9 protein-coding genes are annotated in these 17,606 nt (G+C 34.3%); 7 read left to right on the top strand and 2 right to left on the bottom strand.

Annotation, left to right across the window (positions count from 1 at the left end; genetic code table 11):
* Nucleotides 1-438 precede the first annotated feature (438 nt).
* On the top strand, nt 439-3,408 hold the full coding sequence (locus tag F6K15_RS07140) for a protein kinase (RefSeq protein WP_293058917.1): 2,970 nt from the start codon (nt 439-441) through the stop codon (nt 3,406-3,408).
* Nucleotides 3,409-3,539: 131 nt separating this feature from the next.
* Here F6K15_RS07140 and F6K15_RS07135 read toward each other — a convergent pair whose 3' ends face one another.
* Nucleotides 3,540-4,043, bottom strand: coding sequence for a COP23 domain-containing protein (locus F6K15_RS07135; RefSeq protein ID WP_293058914.1), 504 nt, complete (start codon nt 4,041-4,043; stop codon nt 3,540-3,542).
* A gap of 665 nt (nt 4,044-4,708) precedes the next feature.
* On the opposite strand from F6K15_RS07135, the gene F6K15_RS07130 reads away from it, so the two are divergent.
* Nucleotides 4,709-6,385, top strand: coding sequence for a serine protease (locus tag F6K15_RS07130; RefSeq protein WP_293058911.1), 1,677 nt, complete (start codon nt 4,709-4,711; stop codon nt 6,383-6,385).
* Between the two features lie 34 nt (nt 6,386-6,419).
* Here the strand turns inward: F6K15_RS07130 and F6K15_RS07125 are convergent, their stop codons facing one another.
* Entirely contained in the window at nt 6,420-8,069 is a 1,650-nt protein-coding gene (locus F6K15_RS07125) for an NB-ARC domain-containing protein (protein ID WP_293058908.1), read from the bottom strand.
* 609 nt (nt 8,070-8,678) lie between these two features.
* On the opposite strand from F6K15_RS07125, the gene F6K15_RS07120 reads away from it, so the two are divergent.
* The 5 genes from F6K15_RS07120 (at nt 8,679) to F6K15_RS07100 (ending at nt 17,152) form a co-directional block, all read left to right on the top strand.
* Nucleotides 8,679-9,182: a hypothetical protein gene (locus F6K15_RS07120; protein ID WP_293058905.1), complete on the top strand. Its 504-nt coding sequence runs from the start codon at nt 8,679-8,681 to the stop codon at nt 9,180-9,182.
* A gap of 190 nt (nt 9,183-9,372) precedes the next feature.
* A complete protein-coding gene (locus F6K15_RS07115) occupies nt 9,373-11,403 on the top strand; it encodes a DUF6851 domain-containing protein (protein WP_293058902.1) in 2,031 nt (676 codons plus the stop codon).
* 154 nt (nt 11,404-11,557) lie between these two features.
* Nucleotides 11,558-12,076, top strand: a complete 519-nt coding sequence (locus F6K15_RS07110; protein WP_293058900.1) for a ferric reductase-like transmembrane domain-containing protein — start codon at nt 11,558-11,560, stop codon at nt 12,074-12,076.
* A 138-nt stretch (nt 12,077-12,214) separates the two neighbouring features.
* Nucleotides 12,215-13,636, top strand: a complete 1,422-nt coding sequence (locus tag F6K15_RS07105) for a WD40 repeat domain-containing protein (RefSeq protein ID WP_293058897.1) — start codon at nt 12,215-12,217, stop codon at nt 13,634-13,636.
* Between the two features lie 651 nt (nt 13,637-14,287).
* Complete coding sequence (locus F6K15_RS07100) at nt 14,288-17,152, top strand: zinc-dependent metalloprotease (RefSeq protein ID WP_293058894.1); 2,865 nt, start codon at nt 14,288-14,290, stop codon at nt 17,150-17,152.
* Nucleotides 17,153-17,606: the final 454 nt, after the last annotated feature.

Genomic DNA, 17,606 nt, shown 5'->3' with positions numbered 1-17,606 from the left:
TGAAAAGATTCGTAAGTAGCATAATTTTTTGTATTTCATATCAGAAGCTTAAAATTTAGGTTTTAGGTTTTAGCTGGAATTTTATAAGAATTAAATTTATAATAATTTTGTAGAGACTTTACATGAATGTGGGGGGGTTCTCCCTAATAGTGTTGTTGAAAAATATGCTTACTATAGCAGTCGAAGGAAAAGGCGCAGACATATCAAAAACTTAAAATTCAGAAAACGTCATATTTTTCAGTCTTTGCTTCTTCTCTTATGCTATAAAACCAAAAATTCAACACCCGTGGTTTTTTAAAGTTTTTTGTAGTCAACTAACTTCATTCATATCAGGTTTCATGGATATTATGATTTAAGTTCTATGAAACCTTTTCCTATTATAGAATTTAAGCTTTTGTCCTCTACTTAGACTTAGCAAATATATTTTCCTATACTAATATGAATCAGGGTAACGAACAATTTCCAAAAGATCCTCTCATAGGTCAAATAATAACTGGTGAAAAGGGTAAATACCGTATTGTGAAACTTCTCGGTAAAGGTGGTTTTGGTAGTACTTACTTAGCAAAAGATTTATCTCATAATAACTCTAAATGTGCAGTTAAGAAATTAGAAAATTTTAGCGAAAAATCTACTCGTGGGAATAGAGCAATACAGGACTTTGACAAGGAATCTAAGACTTTGAAAAAAATCGATCACGAGCGAGTGCCAAAAATGATTGATTTTTTTACTTTTAATTTACCATATCATCAAGAAGAAAGTAGGTTCTTAGTTCAGGAATATATTGAGGGTAATAATCTGAAAAAAGAATTTGAAAATAATAAGAAAAATGAAATAAAATGGGATAAAATCCAAGTTATTTTGTTTCTGATAGATGTTTTGGAAATATTATTCCATTTGCAAACCCAAAGTATATCTGGAAAAATTTTAATTCATCGTGATATTAAGCCGGGAAATTTAATTAGACGTAGGCAGGATAGAAGAGTATATCTGATAGATTTTGGCTTAGTAAAATTAATAAGTTCTAATGACCTTCAGAAACATCAGACTGCTACATATCGTGGTACTCCTTCTTATATGGCTCCCGAACAACAGAAAGGACAACCAAGTCCTTGTAGTGATATATATTCTGTTGGTTTAGTAGCAATTGAAGGTTTAATCGGAAAATATCCTCTATCTCATTGTTATGATACTGATGAGATTGCAAAAGTAAAATGGCAAGATTTACTATCCGAAGTTGATGAAAAGGTATCTCAAATTCTAATGAAAATGGTATCTTTTGACCCAAAGGAGCGCTACAAATTTGCGAGGGATGTTCTGAACGATTTACCAGCTTTAACTCTTAACAATAATACCTACACTTACAAAATTAAGAGTTATTTAGGTAGCGGGAAATTTGGTAATACTTATCTAGCAGAATGTATAGAAGAAGGTAAAACCTATCATTGTGTAATTAAACAACTGAAACTTGAAAACAATAATAATTTAAATAGAAGCAAAGCAAGAGAAAAATTTAAATACGAAGTAGCAGCTTTAACGCTTTTAGGTTCACACAACAGGATTCCTAAATTGGTGGATTCTTTTGAAGAATCAGGAGAACACAATATTTCCGACCAGTCAGCTTTTTATTTAGTTCAAGAATATATAGAAGGTGAAGATATTCGTCAAGAGTTGTTGAGGGAAAAAAGTTGGAACCAAAATCAAGTTATTGAATTTTTAAAGCAATTGCTAGAAATATTAATTTTTATTCATAAAAACCATGTCATTCACTGCGATATTAAACCTTCTAATATTATGCAACGTTTTTCTGATGGAAAGTTTGTCTTGATTGACTTTGGTTCAGTAAAAAAAGCGGTGAGTTTTTCCGAAAATTTCAATCAGTCAAGTACCTCTACACAATCATTAAAAACTAGATATTATATGTCACCTGAACAATCTCAGGGAAATGAACAAATTGAATATAATAGTGATATTTATTCTCTGGGAATAACTGCCATTCAAGCATTAATAGGAAAAGAACCATATCAGTTAGGTCTGCGGGATAAAAAAACTGGGAAATATAACTGGAGTAATAATATTCAAGTTGATAATAGATTAGTCAGAATTTTGGATAAGATGGTAGCTTTTGATCCTGTACAAAGGCGCTATAAATCTGCACAAGAAGTTCTCAACGATTTAGGAAAGTTAGAGAGAAAAAAAATTTTTAAAATTCAACCATCAATTAAGTGGAATGTTTGGATGGTAGCAATTACATTTGGGGCGATAGTTTGTATTATGCTTCTTAGTTGGGCTATCTTTATTGATGACAGCTCAAATAAAAAGCGCAATATAGCATTCAAACTAAGAAAAGAAGCAGATGAATTGATCAGTATTGGTCAACCAGAAAAAGCAACAGAAAAGCTCGAAGAAGCTTATAAGTTGTATCAGCAGCTCATAGACAGTAATCCAAAAAATCCTAAGTATTTGATAGATAAGGCTTATACACTTAGTAAGTTAGGTAAGCTCGATCAAGAATATCTAGAATCATGCAATAATGCAAAAGCGCTAGCAAAAGAGCTAGCAAAAGAAAAAAAAATTTTTTTATTATTGTATGCAGAAACTTATAACTGTATAGCAGTTTATCATCAGGAACAAGGGAAATATGACACAGCCAATGATTATCACAAAATTGCTATAAAAGAATACGAAAAAGTTGAGAAGGAAAATTCTAATAATGAAAAATACAAAGGAGAAATTCGTCAGAGCTACGCAGAAGCTTTAAATAATAGGGGTCAAACATTCAAAAAATGGGGATATCAGGAAGAAACTGAGGGCAATAATCAAACAGCTCTTAATAAATATAAACTAGCATTGGAATTTTTTAGTAAAAGTTTGCAAAAGATTCAGGAGAACAAACAGCTTTCAGATTATAACAGTTATTTAGAAACAGATTATAATAAAAGCTTAGGAGAAGTTTATTTTAGAGAAGGTACAGTTCACAAAAAAATGAGTGACAAACAACAAGCAAATCTTAGTTTTGATAACTCACAAAAATTTTACAGCGATGCCTTGAAGCTAATAAATGAAAACTACGATCCTTTAAAAGCAGTAACTTTACTAGGCAGAGCTAGAGTTTATCTTGAATTAGAAAATAAAAATTTTAAAGGAGCATCAGAAGATTGCGAAGATATACAATATTTAGCAGTAAATTTAGAAATTAAGGGTAGAGCTTGGATTTGTCTGGCAAAAATAGCAAGAAGTGACCCAGAACAAAAAGATAACTTTGAAACTTATAAAACTTATAAAGATTTCGCTATTGGAACTCTGACAGAAGCAGTTGATGATTGTAAATTAAAAAATACAAGCGATAAAACTTGTGAAGAGTTAAAAAAATTGCAAAGAAATGTAGAGCAAGATATACTTGATTTTTAGTCAAGATTTATATTTAGGTAATATTAATAACAATTTAGGGACGCTGCACACAACGTCCCTAAAGATTCAAACAAGCAATCCTTATTAAAATTGAGATTTATTGACAAAATTACTAAAATAGGCCAATAAAATTAAAATGGAAGTCTTTGTATTGTTCTTTGCAAAAAGTTTAGATCAACAGTGGGAAAAGTTGATAAGCCATTACGATGTCGATCAATAGGGTCAATCTTCTCAGCTAATAAACCATTTAAAATTTCTTCACTTTCTCCTGGTTCAAGTACGAATAATACTTCACTGTTAGTGGTACAAGAATTTTCTTCTGGTGTTAAACAAACTATAACCTGATCATTTTGTTTTCCTCGATCTATTTTTAGCTTGATAAGCCCATCACCATAACTCTGTAATTTCTGAGCAACATCTTCACACAGTTGCTTTGCTCTGTATGGGTCATTGGCAAAAATTTCACCAAACCTTAGATAATACTTGTCAGTAGAAACAGAAATTTCTGTTGATAAGTTTTTGTTACAGCTAACCTTTATTTGCGTTTTCTCAGCCCGAACAATTAGAGGGAATATTGCCAAGTTTAACGCACCAAAAATCCCTACAATTATGCTTTTTAAGAATTTATACTTCATCTAAAACCTCCAGTAGTTTGGAAACTCCTAGCTTTAGCTATGGAGATCCTGATAGTAGATTTGCAAAATAGAAAAAAGAAACAATGAAAGTTTTCTCTAGTATATCTTATATACGACACTATAGTATATATACAAAAGTATGATTTACAAGATACAATTTTGCTTGTGGCACACAGGTTGTTGCTACACAGGATTTTGGAGAAAAGTTAGTTATAGATTTTATCACAATAGTATTAAGTTGAGTGGTTTTATTCCAAATTTAAAGAGCCTTTAACTTTTGAAGTTAAGGGGAGAATTGAGAGAACTATGGTACTTAGACATTTTCTGGGAGAAAAAATACCTAAAAGTTAGTCTAGACAACAGAATTACATCGATGGCCTAAAAATGTCTAAAAGCCTTGGTAATTAAGGATTTATATTATGTCCGGATAATTAGCGATCGAAAAAACTTTCTCCTCCTGATACATTCAAACTCTCTTCTCTTCGCTTCTGACTCCTGACTCCTGACTTCTCCGTCTTTATTTATAACTATTCAACTGGACATGATATTATGCCTTTTTGATGTAAAAACTTTTACCTGTCTATGTTTGAGCCTATTTTCTACTTCTGTGTTGTCTAAGTCCCACTAGGAAAAAACTATTTAGTCAAATCTTGGAGATAGAGAAAATGAAATTTTTATACAGTTTATTAACTACTGTTATTCTTACAGCAAATATAGGAACAATTCAGCCTGAAATTGTTTCGGAATTAACTGTTCTGGAAACTTATGAAGAAATGTATCAAGAAGCTGAAAAAATTACTGTTTTGATTGAAAGCTTAGTTACTTATGAACCTTTAGGTTCAGGAGTAATCTATAAAAAAGAAGGAAATACTTATTATGTTTTAACGGCATTTCACGTTATCCGCAGCGATCTAGATTCAGATAAACTAGGAGTAAAATTTTCTAATCAACAGTATCCAGTTGAAGTGTTGAAAGAACATCTTGAAGTGTTGAAAGAACATGATAATCGTGATTTAGCTGTCTTAAAATTTACGACTAAAGAGGATTATGACACTGCTAAAGTAGATTGTGATGATGTTAAGGGAGGTTCTGATATTTATGTTTCTGGATATCCTTATATTCAAAATATTCAAGGTGATAATATTCCTAGTTTTTATGGGATTCCCGGGCGCATTATTTCTACTACTTCAAACGCCGATTCTACTTTCACTTACACTTATAAAGATACGATTAACACCTCCTTAAAAGGAATAAGTGGTGGTCCCATTTTAAATAAAGAAGGCTGTCTGGTTGGAATTCATATTGGCAGTCGCCGAGAACTAAACAGCGAAGGTATTGTAATTGATAGAAATAAATATACAGGATTGAGTGTTGGTATTGCAATTAAGCCTAATCTCAGCAATATCAAAACAATGATTAGGCTGGCAAAGGCAAATAAAAATTCATATCAGGCAAATAACAATTCAATTCCTCCAACTCCAACACCAACCCCCTCACCTCAAAGATCCCCTTCTCCAGATCCAATACCGATTCAATCTTCATCCCTTAAACCTCAAGAAAAAGAAGTAATATATGATATGTATTCTATGTCTAAAGCTCAAAAAAAAGCAGTAGAGGATGATACACATCATGGACATGAAAAAAATTCCTGTCTACATCACTATCCGCCGGACTGCGATGAAGTTTTTCTTGACTCCACAAGTAAAATAGATCCTAAAGAATTTCAAATTAACTCCAAAAATTATAATTTTGATAATTTTGATATTGGCATAAGCCCTGATAAAAAATATTTTTATGCTATTCATTTTGCTACTCCTAAAGAAAATTCTAATCTCAAAGCTTTTGTTGGAGCAACTTTTATATCAACAAAGGCTGACCCTAACGATCCAGAAATAATTAATATTGTTTGTTTTACAACTGATTCAGTTAAAACCAAAAATGATATACAACCTCCAACATATAATCCAGGAACAGGAGCGAACTGTGGACAACAAACCTCCCATATATCAGAACTAGAACTATCAGATATTGATATTGTTTTTGTCTGCAATTTATATCAGAACCCCTTTTCAAAAAATCAGGAAAATCAAACAAAAGCTCTGAATTTTTTAGAAGAAAAAATATCAAAAAATCGTCCTCTTTGGGCTGATTTTCAAACAAAATGGGATATCTTCGAAATTCAGAAACGAGATTTATTTCTGACTAATGTTTGTCACTACTATAATCCTGAAAAATTCCCCAAGCATAAGGAGGCACTCGGAATTTTACAAAGAGGAATTAACGAATTACCTTCAGAAGTTCAATCTGAATTTCTTAAAATTTGGAATGCTTCAGAGGAATAAAAATATTGCTAGTTAAGCCAAACAGATATCTTCGTTATTTCCGCTGAAATTCCTCTAAAAGTTCCCGAACATTTTCATCCGCATATCCTATTTCTAGTTGGGATTTTCCTTCTAGAATTTTCTGAATTTCTTGTAGTCTTTCAATTACCTCTTTGGGACTTCTAAAATATTCCAGACTGTATAACTTATTTTCAATTAATTTTAAAGGAGAGTTAATCTCATTCTTCTTAGTATTATTGCTATATGTAAACTTGTGACTTCTAATAAGCTTAATATTTTCCATTGTCTCGTAGTCTATAATTTCCTGACAAATTTGCTTGACAAATTGATGAAGTACGCATTCCCGAATAGTATCCTGTAAGTTCCAATCAGCTCCTTCTTTCTCAATCATATATCGGTCATTTAATGATTGTAAAGCATTCAAAATATCACCTATTTGTCGAGGAGGTGAGATAAATTTTTTTTTCAAATTTTCTATAGATAAACGAGATTCAAGAGCTAGCCAATAGACAATTTCTTTTTCTAAAGGTGTCATGCGTTTAAACTGTTCTTTGATCATATCTCCAAATCCCCTAACCACATAAGTTAATGTTTGATTTAAAAATTCACTCACATCTCCTCCGTAAAGCTGTTGAATAGTAGTTGAAATTAATTTCAAACCGAGAGGATTACCTTCATAAAGTTTAATCAAAGGTTTCCACATATCTTCTCCAGATAATTTCTTAGCTTCGAGAATTTTTTTTGCTGGCTCCCTGAGTCCTCCTAATTGTAAGGAACGAACAGGTTGTATTTCTTCATCTTCTATTTCTTCATCTTCTATTTCTTCTTGTGCTAAAAGAGCAATTTCTCTCGGTTTTTCTCGACTTGTAATTAATATGCAGCTTTGATGTTTTTGCTCTCCTAAACCTATTAAAAGTCTGCCATATCCTTTATATTTATCTTGATAATGTCCGACAAACTCATTAACCTTTAAAATTGTCTCTAGATTATCGAAAATAATCAAACAACGACGCTCTCTCAAATACTTCATTAATGTCGAAATCATCTCATTTTCTATTTTTTCTCGTTTTTCTGGTTCTAACTGAGTAGTAGATTCATTTTCTCCTTTTGAATAAGTAGTAGATTTCCCAGACAAAATATCAATTAAATCCCCTACAATCTTAATAAAATCTGGTGCATTACGGAGCGATCGCCAGATAACATAATCAAAATTATTTTTAATTCTTTCAATTAGTTGAACTGATAAGGCTGTTTTACCAATACCACCTTTTCCTAAAATTGCCAAAAGTTGACACTTATCCTTAATTATCCATTTTTCAAGTTTCTTAAGTTGTTCTTCTCGCCCATAAAAATTAGTTGGTCGTGGTGCTTCTTCCAAAGAATAATACTTATCTTCAGTTTTAAACTCCTGCTTGACTCCGGTTTGAGATTGATATTTTGACTCAAGTAAATATTTCAGCTCCATCAACTTTCCCGGGCCAGTGCTAGTAATGCCAAATTTTTTGTAAATTTTTCCTAGTCTTTTTTGGATAGCGACCTCAGAAATATCTTCTCTCTCAGCTATTTCTTTAATTGACAGACCCTCAAGAGCGACGATCAATGTTCTGTGTTCTTCCTCAGACAGCTTAACCTTAGTAGCTTCAGTCGTTAATTGCTTGAGAAATTCTTGGGGTAATTGAGACATCAATATATTTTCCTTCCGATATACTTAGCTTCTTTTAAGTATATATATTGTACTGGAACATGAACTTAATTTGAGCTATGGATTTCTACAATCTATACACGGGATATCAAATGCCATAGGCCAACCATATCCATATATATAATTTTATAGTTTTAGCTGTGGACATTTTAGGGCAGTAGTAACCCGTTTCGTGAAATATGACTGAGTCGGCTCAGTTGAGGAAATAACTCATAAGGCTAACTATATATATGATGTTATATATATCAAAAACAACTATACTGTATATATATTTTTGTGGTTTTAGCTGCAGATACTAATCATATATAAAACTGAACTAAAGCTATAAAGCTTGTTAAATAAAGGTTTTAGCCTTTTAAAAAAAAATATACAGGGTCTTGACATTTCTTGCATATATTATATATAGTATAAACAGCAAAGTTAAATTAAGGATGACTAAGTTGATACATACGGCCGCGTTAGGACGAATGATTAACATCTTCCTTATATTATCGGAGGACAAAATTAAACTGATAGCAACAGTACCTTCCTAAATGCACAAAGCTCTAACCACAAAATAGATAAAAGCTATGTTTACAGAGGATAAACATTATGACAATAGCTTCGAGAATCACTTTATTCCTCAGTCTCTGTATCTTAGGTTCTAGCCTATCTTCATGTGAAGCAGCATTTCTTTTAGAGTATCCTTTGGAAAAAATTCTTGATTGCGTATTATTTGACGAATGTCCGCAACCAAGAAATGTTGAACCTAAACCTCACATCATTTACAGACCTCCTGCGGAACAAGCAGTTTCAGATTACTATAGCAATATCAACAGCAGCAATTACCAAACAAGTTGGAGATCTTTATCTTCCCATTTTCAGGAAAATAGCACAGGATATAGCTCCTATAAGCACTGGTGGGACAAACAAGTAAAAAGAGTAGACGTGCTGAATACCTATAGGATATCTGCAAATTCTTATTATTCTACCGTAGACGTCAGATTAAGGTACTTGATGTCATCCAATAGAGAGATAGAGCAAATTCTCAGGTTTAACTTGATTTGGGATAAACATACAAGTTGCTGGCTAATTAACAGTATAGAGCGTTTGTAAAGAAACCCAAGTCATTGCGACTGGAACAGAGTGGAAGGAAGTAATCTCAGAGGTTTAGGAGATTACCTTCCTGCAGAATACTGTCGCAATGACAACTGTTCAACCCGATTATATATGAATTCTGACTTCCGTGAAACGGTATCACTTCACCGAATCATCAAAATTAATTCTTTACACCAAGGAAAAAAATATGGATAACTCTAACAGACAAATTCAGCAAATTTCCAACAATGCTGACAACATCAACCTGACCGTAGATCCTGAAACTCAACTTGTCACAGTAGAAGATGCTTCACCAAGCATTTCCGTACTCTGGGATAGAGCAGTACAAAAAGCAGTCATCAATACCGCCCCCGGTCCGACTGTTGCCTCCCGTGCTTACAGTATCCTACACACAGCTACTTATGATGCTTGGAGTGCTTACGACTCATTAGCTACATCAACTCAGCTAGGAGACAACCTCCAACGTCCCCAGTCAGAAAACACCGATGCTAACAAAACTGAAGCTATGAGTTTTTCTGCGTATCGGGTACTAACTGAACTCTTTCCCACTCAAGTAGAAATTTTCAATGACGTAATGGCGCAATTGGGTTTCGACCCCAACAATACCACCACAGATACTACTACTGCTGCTGGTATTGGTAATGTCTCCGCCGAAGCACTATTAACATTCCGTCGTAATGATGGCTCCAACCAACTAGGAAATGACCCCAATGGTGACGGTACTCCCTATTCTGACATTAGCGGTTATCAACCCACTAATCTCCCTGGAGAAACTACTAACATTGAGCTTTGGACTCCCGAACGAGTGCCTATTGATGCTTTACCCGGGGAAGAACAAAGAATACAAAGATTCTTAACACCTCAGTGGGGAAACGTTAAACCCTTTAGTCTCACATCCCTGGAAGAAATAAGACCAGAAGCACCAGAACCATTTTTGTTAGTAGATGGTGAAGTAGACTTAGAAGCACGTACAATTACTCTAGCAGACCAGTCTGTGGTGAATATTACTCCCGATATTGTTGGTACAATTATCAACCCTGGGTTTATTCAACAAGCACAAAGAGTTGTCGATCTCAGTGCTAACCTCACAGACGAACAAAAATTAGTCGCCGAATTTTGGGAAGATGGAGGTGGTACATCCTTTCCACCCGGAACTTGGATGACTTTCGGACAATTTGTTTCTGCCAGGGATAATCATACTTTAGACCAAGATGCCAAACTGTTCTTTAACATGGGTAACGCAGTATTTGATGCTGGTGTTGCTGCTTGGGACGCTAAAACTTTTTATGATTATGCTCGACCTGTGCGCACAATACGGGAGTTAGGAGAACTAGGTTTAATAGGAGAATTTAATCCAGAACTTGGTGGTTTTGCCATAGATGCTTGGGCAGGTCCGGGAGAAGGGACTCAAACTATTTTGGCAACTGATTTTCTCACCTTTCAAACCCCTGGTGGCGACCCCTCTCCTCCTTTTGCAGAATATGTATCTGGACACAGTACTTTTAGTGCTGCGGGTGCGGAAATTTTGCAACGGTTTTCTGGTAGTGATGATTTTGGTGCTTCAGTCAGTTTTGCAGAAGGTGAGTCTCGTTTTGAACCTGGTGTGACTCCACAAGAACCTATAACTCTAGAGTGGGCAACTTTTAGCGACGCTGCTGACGAAGCTGGTATTTCTCGTATTTTTGGAGGTATTCATTTTGATGATGGAGATATCAATGGTCGCTCCTTAGGAAGAGAAGTAGGGGAGAGTGTGTGGTCAGCTACTCGGTCTCTTATTTCTCCTAGTGAGACTTTCGGTACAGATGAGAGCGATGAATTAATAGGCACTCCTGACAATAATTTCATATCTGGTCATCGTCAAGACGATCTCATTCCTGGTGGGGATGGTAACGACTTGCTTTATGGGGGTAAGGGTAACGATATAGTTGATGGTGGTGCAGGTATCGATATTATTGGCGGCCATCGGGGTGATGACGTTTTAATTGGGGGACCTGGTGGCGATCGCTTTGATTTTGCGTTGGGTCATGGAAACGATATTATTGTTGATTTTGAAGATGGAATAGATGCCATAGGTTTAGAGGATGGTCTGAGTTTTGAGCAATTGAGTATTTCTCAGATCGGTAATGACACTCGTATTAGTGTTGACCAACTTTCAATTACTTTACAGGGAGTTGCCGAAAGTTCCATTGGTGCTAATGATTTTATTGAGCTTGGTTGAACTCAGTCATCAGTTCTAATTTCTGACTTCTAACTTCTGACTTTCTTTTGCCTCTTCTGAAAATTTAGAGAATTAACAATAATAAAAATTTTGGTTTATTCCTGTTTCAAAGAAGAGGCCATAAATTCTCATTATCAATTATCAATTATTAATTATGCTAGATACATCACCACTTGCTAATTACTTAGGTTTCTTCGCATTAATTTCCTACATCATCACTTTACTACCAACAACTTTGAGAATTGTTTTCCCCAGAACCAAAAAAACTGAAATTCCCAAATTGTTGCTGAAGTATCGCCGTCAAATTGGTATAGTTGCCTTTTTATTTGCTCTTGGTCACGGAGTTTTATTAGTTCGTAAGAGAAACTTTGATTTTTTCGCTCTTCAAACTTATTGGATATATGTACAAGGAGTTGTAACTTTTATTATTTTCACCCTACTAACAATTACTTCTAATGATTGGAGCGTGAAAAAGTTGAAGAGAAATTGGAAGAAACTACATGAACTAACTTATTTAGCAATGTTTCTCTTAGTCTGGCACGTCATCGACAAAATGTGGGGTCATTGGAGTTATCTTACTCCATTGGGAATTGTGGGAATTACAACTATAACAGTTTTGTTTCTTGTGAGAAAAATGAGAGAACATCAAAATAAACTGTCAAAAATTAAGTAAGCATTCAGCTATCAGCTATTAGCACTTCAGCCTAAAAAGGTAGTGCATGAATAATGGTATATGTTTGCGGAGCATTCTGTCAAAAAAAGCTTTTTAAGAATTAACTTATTTTCATATTTTTGAGAGGAAAACTGAACAATGATAGGATTAAAATATATACTTCACAGACCTTTTTTGCGGAAATATTCTACAGTAATAGCATTAACTATTGTCACAGGAATTAGTGGTTTAGGGTTATGGCATTCCCGACTAATTTCAACTAACAATTTGCTTCAACAAACACAAACAAAAAACCGTTCTGAGAAAACTATTGCCCAAAATCTGGGATGGGTTTATACAGTTGCTATTACTCCTGATGGTCAAACTTTAGCTAGTGGTGGTTATGGTGGTGTCATCAAAATTTGGGATTTAAACAATAATCAGTTACTTCATACCATCAATGCTCATGCTGACGCTATTGAATCTATTGCTATTAGTCCAGATGGCAAAATTCTTGCTAGTGGTAGTTGGGATAACCGCATTAAACTTTGGGACCTTACAAATGGCACTCTTATCCGAACTATTGCAGGTCATATCGATGATGTGAAAGCTATAGCTATTAGTGCTGATGGAAAAATACTTGCCAGTGGTAGTTATAATGGCATGATTAAGCTATGGAATCTCAAAACTGGTTCTATTGAGGGTAGCTTTCAACATTCAGCTCCTATAACTTCTCTAACTTTTAGTTCTGATGGAGAGATACTTGCCAGTGGTTTTCAGAATGGTCAAATCAAGACTTGGCAGTTGAATACAGGTAAGCAACTCCATTCATTAGCAGCACATCAAAATACAGTTTGGGCGATCGCTTTTAGTCCTGATGGTAAATTTTTGGCAAGTGGCAGTCAAGACCGAACTGTTAAGTTATGGCAAGTAGATACTGGTCAGCTACAAAGCATTTTTGAGGGGCATTCTCAAGCAGTTTTGTCTGTTGCTTTTAGCTCTGATAGCCAAACTCTTGCAAGTGGTAGTTACGATAGAGATATTCATCTGTGGCAGGTGAATACAGAAGAATTACTGGAAACCTTAACTGGTCATTCTCAAGCGGTTTGGTCTTTACAGTTTAATCCTGATAGTCAAACTTTAGCTAGTGGTAGTGCTGATGGGACTATTAAATTGTGGTCTGTATCTGGTTTGAGTCATCACGAGTTAGAGAATGCAACTCAAGCATCTGTTGTGAAGAAAGAAGCAGAGATAGTTGTTGTTTCAGAGATTACTGATATAGCTCAGTTAGAGAAGTTAAACCAAAAGCTGTATGACAAAATTGACCAAAGTTGGCAACATACTCCTACTTGGTATGAAGATTTAGTATTTCGGGTGAGAGTAAATGAGGATGGAGCAATAGTTAGTTTTGAATCTATAAATCAATTTGCTCAAGATTATACAGAGCAAACGCCTTTACCCAAGCTCTTAAGTAATGCTAATTCTAAAATTGTAACACAGAAACAATCTTTTGCACTATTCCGGGTGGTAATGACTCCAGCAGGTGTACTTGAGGTTAGTCCTTGGGGTGGTTGGTTGTAGTGGGGTGTCAAACTTACAGTGGTTTTCATTAACATAGAATACAGAAATTTTTGGCTTAAAGGCAGAAGGTAGGAGAAAGAAAAATTTTCATTATTAGTCAATCCTATCCGTTTTAAAGGAGAGGTAATTATTAATTATTAATTATTAATTGTTGAACGAGTTCATCCTAGTATTTGGAGAAGTAATCCACTTTTATTTATCATCTTAATGCAGATTAATGCAGACATAAAATGCTGGAATATCCCCAGATAATTCCCACTTTCTTCCTACTGACTTCTGACTCCGCCGATCGTACGATAAATAATTATCCAGATACTATATCATAAAGAGAGTTTGGGCTATATTAAAGCTCTAAAAGTTGTGTAAGCCCCACTATACTATATGGCAGTCTATAAATTTTCCGATTATCATAGAGAAAAAAGGAGCTTAAATTCATCATACTAGGTAAGGTGGACAAAAATTACAAAATTTACTATTAGTACTATTAGTTATAAATATAGCAATCCTAAATCATTCGCGGTTATTGTTATTGATTCGATGTTTCTCATTGTCTATTCCCTAAAATCTGCAATATCTCACAACTCGAATAAGATTGCTATAATTGAATATTTGCTCATCGTACTATACTTCTTCCTTATTCTTTAATTAATTATGCGGATTATAGATCAAAATAAAACCCATAAACAGAAAAACTATATAGGCAAAATAATTTCGCAAAAAATCATTCAAATTACGAGCATATTACTATTATTTTGTTTATCATTTCTACTGGTTATATTTATCATTCCTACAACTAGAGCTTCAACAACCAATATTTCAGCAAACCCACAACAAATTATTAGTGCCACAGAAATAGATGATTCTTATGAAAAATTAATTGATGGGTTGGAGAAACGAGAAGGGATGTTTACCATTTATAGGGATGAAGAAACAGGTAAAACATTAATGGAAGTTCAACCAGAACAACTTAATAAAAACTTCCTTTCTGTCATAACTTTAGAATCAGGTATTGGCGAGGCAGGTTTAATTAGTGGCTTACCAATGGGTGACTTTATCTTTCAATTGCGCCAACATCAAGAACGGATTCAATTTGTGGTGCCAAATCTCAATTTCAGGACTAATGAATTAGACCCTCAAGCTCGTTCTATTAAACGTTCTTTTAGTGACTCAGTTTTATATTCTCTGACCATTGAAGCAACTCATCCTCAAAGAAAAACATTGTTGATTGACTTAGATAATTTATTAATAGGAGAAATGAATTTACCATCATTAGAAGGAGCTTTGCCTGATGATTACTCAATAGATCGAACAAAGTCTTATATTAGTGATGCTAAAACATTTCCTTTAAACATAGAACTAGAGTCAGTTTATGGTATCTTAAACGAAGATAATACAGAATATTTAGAATCTGTGCCAGATAGCCGTGCTTTTAACCTCAAAGTTCGCTACAGTTTTTCTGAATTGCCAAGAAATAATGGTTATATTCCTCGATTAGCAGATGAAAGAGTAGGTTATTTTATTAGTGCTTATAAAGATGTTTCTGACAATAATCGTAGAGAACCTTATGTTCGTTACATTAATAGATGGCATTTAGAAAAACAAATTCCTAGTGCTCCTTTATCTCCACCCCTAGAACCGATAACTTTCTGGATAGAAAATACAGTACCAATCGAATATCGCGATGCCATTCGAGAAGGAATTTTAATGTGGAATAAAGCTTTTGAAAAAGCAGGATTTATTAATGCTATTCAAGCCAAACAAATGCCTGATGATGCTACTTGGGACCCGGCTGATATTCGTTACAATACAATTCGTTGGTCTACTACTTTTGAATCTTGGTTTCGAGGGATAGGTCCTTCCCGTGTAAATCCTTTAACAGGGCAAATTTTAGATGCAGATATTATTCTCAATGCAGGTATTATTAGGGATATTAAATATGGCGAAATAGGCAGCATAATTTTACAAAATCAATCTCTTGCTCAAGCTTTTCAAACCAAGGATGGAAAAAGTTACAATCCCTGTGTATTAAATATGTATTCTCGCTATTTAGGAAATTTAGAAAGTGAGACAGAAACTAATACTTCAAACAACAGTATAGAATCTATTATTCCTCAATCTCTACAAGCAAAATATCAATCTTCTCGGAAGTCGTCATTATCAAACTCTCACTCATCAGAACATATTTGTTTTGGTTGGGAGTCATCTCAACAGTTGGCAATAGGAGCAGTAGCAATGGATGCTTTGCAAAACATTAGACCCCAAAGCAGAGAAATGGAGAAATATGTAAATCAGTTCTTGAAACATCTCACTGCTCACGAAGTTGGACATACTCTTGGCCTGAGACATAATTTCCACGGTAGTACAATGCTCGAACCAGAACAGTTAAACGATACAACTATTACTCAAACAAAAGGGTTAGTAGCATCTGTAATGGATTATGTACCAGTTAATATAGCTCCACAAGGAAAAATACAAGGAGACTATTTTCCCACTGTAGTTGGTCCTTATGATGATTGGGCAATTGAATACGGTTATAAACCCAGTGGCACGACTAGCTATATAAGTGAAAAAGGATTCTTACAAGAGATTGCTAGAAGAGCGTCTCAACCAGAATTATCTTATGCTACAGATGAAGATTCTTATGATATTCTCGATCCAGCAGCAAATAGGTTTGACCTTAGTAACGATATATTGATTTATTCTCAGTGGCAACTGGATAACGCCCGGAATATTTGGGAAAGTTTAGAAAAACGCGTTCCTCAAAGTGATGAAAGTTACAGCGAAATCAGGGTAATGTTTGATACGGTATACTTCTATTATATGCGGCAAATAATGGATGCTACTTTATATGTAGGCGGTCAGTCATTTAATCGGGAGAGTACGAAAAATACTAATGGACGATTACCATTTGAACCTATACCTGTAGAGCAACAACGCCAAGCATTAGAAATACTAGATAAATATGTTTTTGCTGGAGATGCGTTTCAGTTTGCACCAAATTTACTTAATAAGTTAGCACCATCACGTTGGCGACATTGGGGAAGTTCTGTTTTAGTGTTTCCTTTAGATTATCCCATTCAAGATAATATTTTGTTTCTGCAAAGGATAGTTTTACGATCGCTCCTTTCTAATATTCGTTTGATTCGTCTACGAGATTTGGAGTTGAAGACAACCCCAGATAATGCTTTGAAACTACCAGAACTTTTCGAGACTCTGCAAAATAGTATCTGGACGGAAGTTTTAGAGTCTAGTGGTGGAGAAGTTAAGATTTCTAGTATGCGTCGCTCCCTGCAACGGGAACATTTAAATCTGCTAATTTCAATGGTATTGCGTAATCGTACTGTGCCTGAAGATGCTCGAAGTTTAGCTTGGTATCAATTGCGACAACTTGATGAAGATTTGGAGAAGATAATTAAAAAGCGAGGTAAAAAAATGGATCGTTATACTATAGCACATCTGGAGGAAACACGTGATCGAGTTGTGAAAACTTTGAATGCACAATTACAGTCTAATTAGCTATCTTACAAAAGATACAGGGCGAGCAAGGATGCAAGGTCTTCCTCATCAATGTTATTTGTGGGTATTTAAAGAGACATGATATAAGAAATTCTTCCTTTGCTATAAGTCAAAAAAATTAAACAATTGTAAAAAATATAAAAATAATATAAAGAAGCTATATAGACTTAATTTATCAAAATTTTGCTTTAGTAAAGCAACAAATCAAATTACGGAAATTCTTTATTAAATATAAAGATAACTAAATCAATGTATATCATTACTTTTAGAAAATATATCAACATATAAATTATATAGATAAAGTAAATAAGTACAAAAAAACAAAGTATTTAACAAAAATCAAAGTAGCTCATAAGCCTCTTTCTTTCTGCTTTCTGCTCTGTGCCAACCCCCCTTCTCTAAGGATAAATTTTAACAACTACCTACTTAATATTAAAGTTGATTGACAAATGTG

The organism is Okeania sp. SIO2B3, assembly GCF_010672525.1.
Lineage (GTDB): Bacteria > Cyanobacteriota > Cyanobacteriia > Cyanobacteriales > Microcoleaceae > Okeania.
Note: the sequence above shows the minus strand (reverse complement) of the source record. Positions and strands in the feature narration are given on the sequence as shown.

Bases quoted from the DNA above. Each gene is read 5' to 3' on its own strand.
- F6K15_RS07105 (WP_293058897.1), top strand. From the start codon at position 12,215: ATGATAGGATTAAAATATATACTTCACAGACCTTTTTTGCGGAAATAT.
- F6K15_RS07125 (WP_293058908.1), bottom strand. From the start codon at position 8,069: ATGTCTCAATTACCCCAAGAATTTCTCAAGCAATTAACGACTGAAGCT.
- F6K15_RS07115 (WP_293058902.1), top strand. From the start codon at position 9,373: ATGGATAACTCTAACAGACAAATTCAGCAAATTTCCAACAATGCTGAC.
- F6K15_RS07110 (WP_293058900.1), top strand. From the start codon at position 11,558: ATGCTAGATACATCACCACTTGCTAATTACTTAGGTTTCTTCGCATTA.
- F6K15_RS07135 (WP_293058914.1), bottom strand. From the start codon at position 4,043: ATGAAGTATAAATTCTTAAAAAGCATAATTGTAGGGATTTTTGGTGCG.
- F6K15_RS07130 (WP_293058911.1), top strand. From the start codon at position 4,709: ATGAAATTTTTATACAGTTTATTAACTACTGTTATTCTTACAGCAAAT.
- F6K15_RS07100 (WP_293058894.1), top strand. From the start codon at position 14,288: ATGCGGATTATAGATCAAAATAAAACCCATAAACAGAAAAACTATATA.
- F6K15_RS07140 (WP_293058917.1), top strand. From the start codon at position 439: ATGAATCAGGGTAACGAACAATTTCCAAAAGATCCTCTCATAGGTCAA.
- F6K15_RS07120 (WP_293058905.1), top strand. From the start codon at position 8,679: ATGACAATAGCTTCGAGAATCACTTTATTCCTCAGTCTCTGTATCTTA.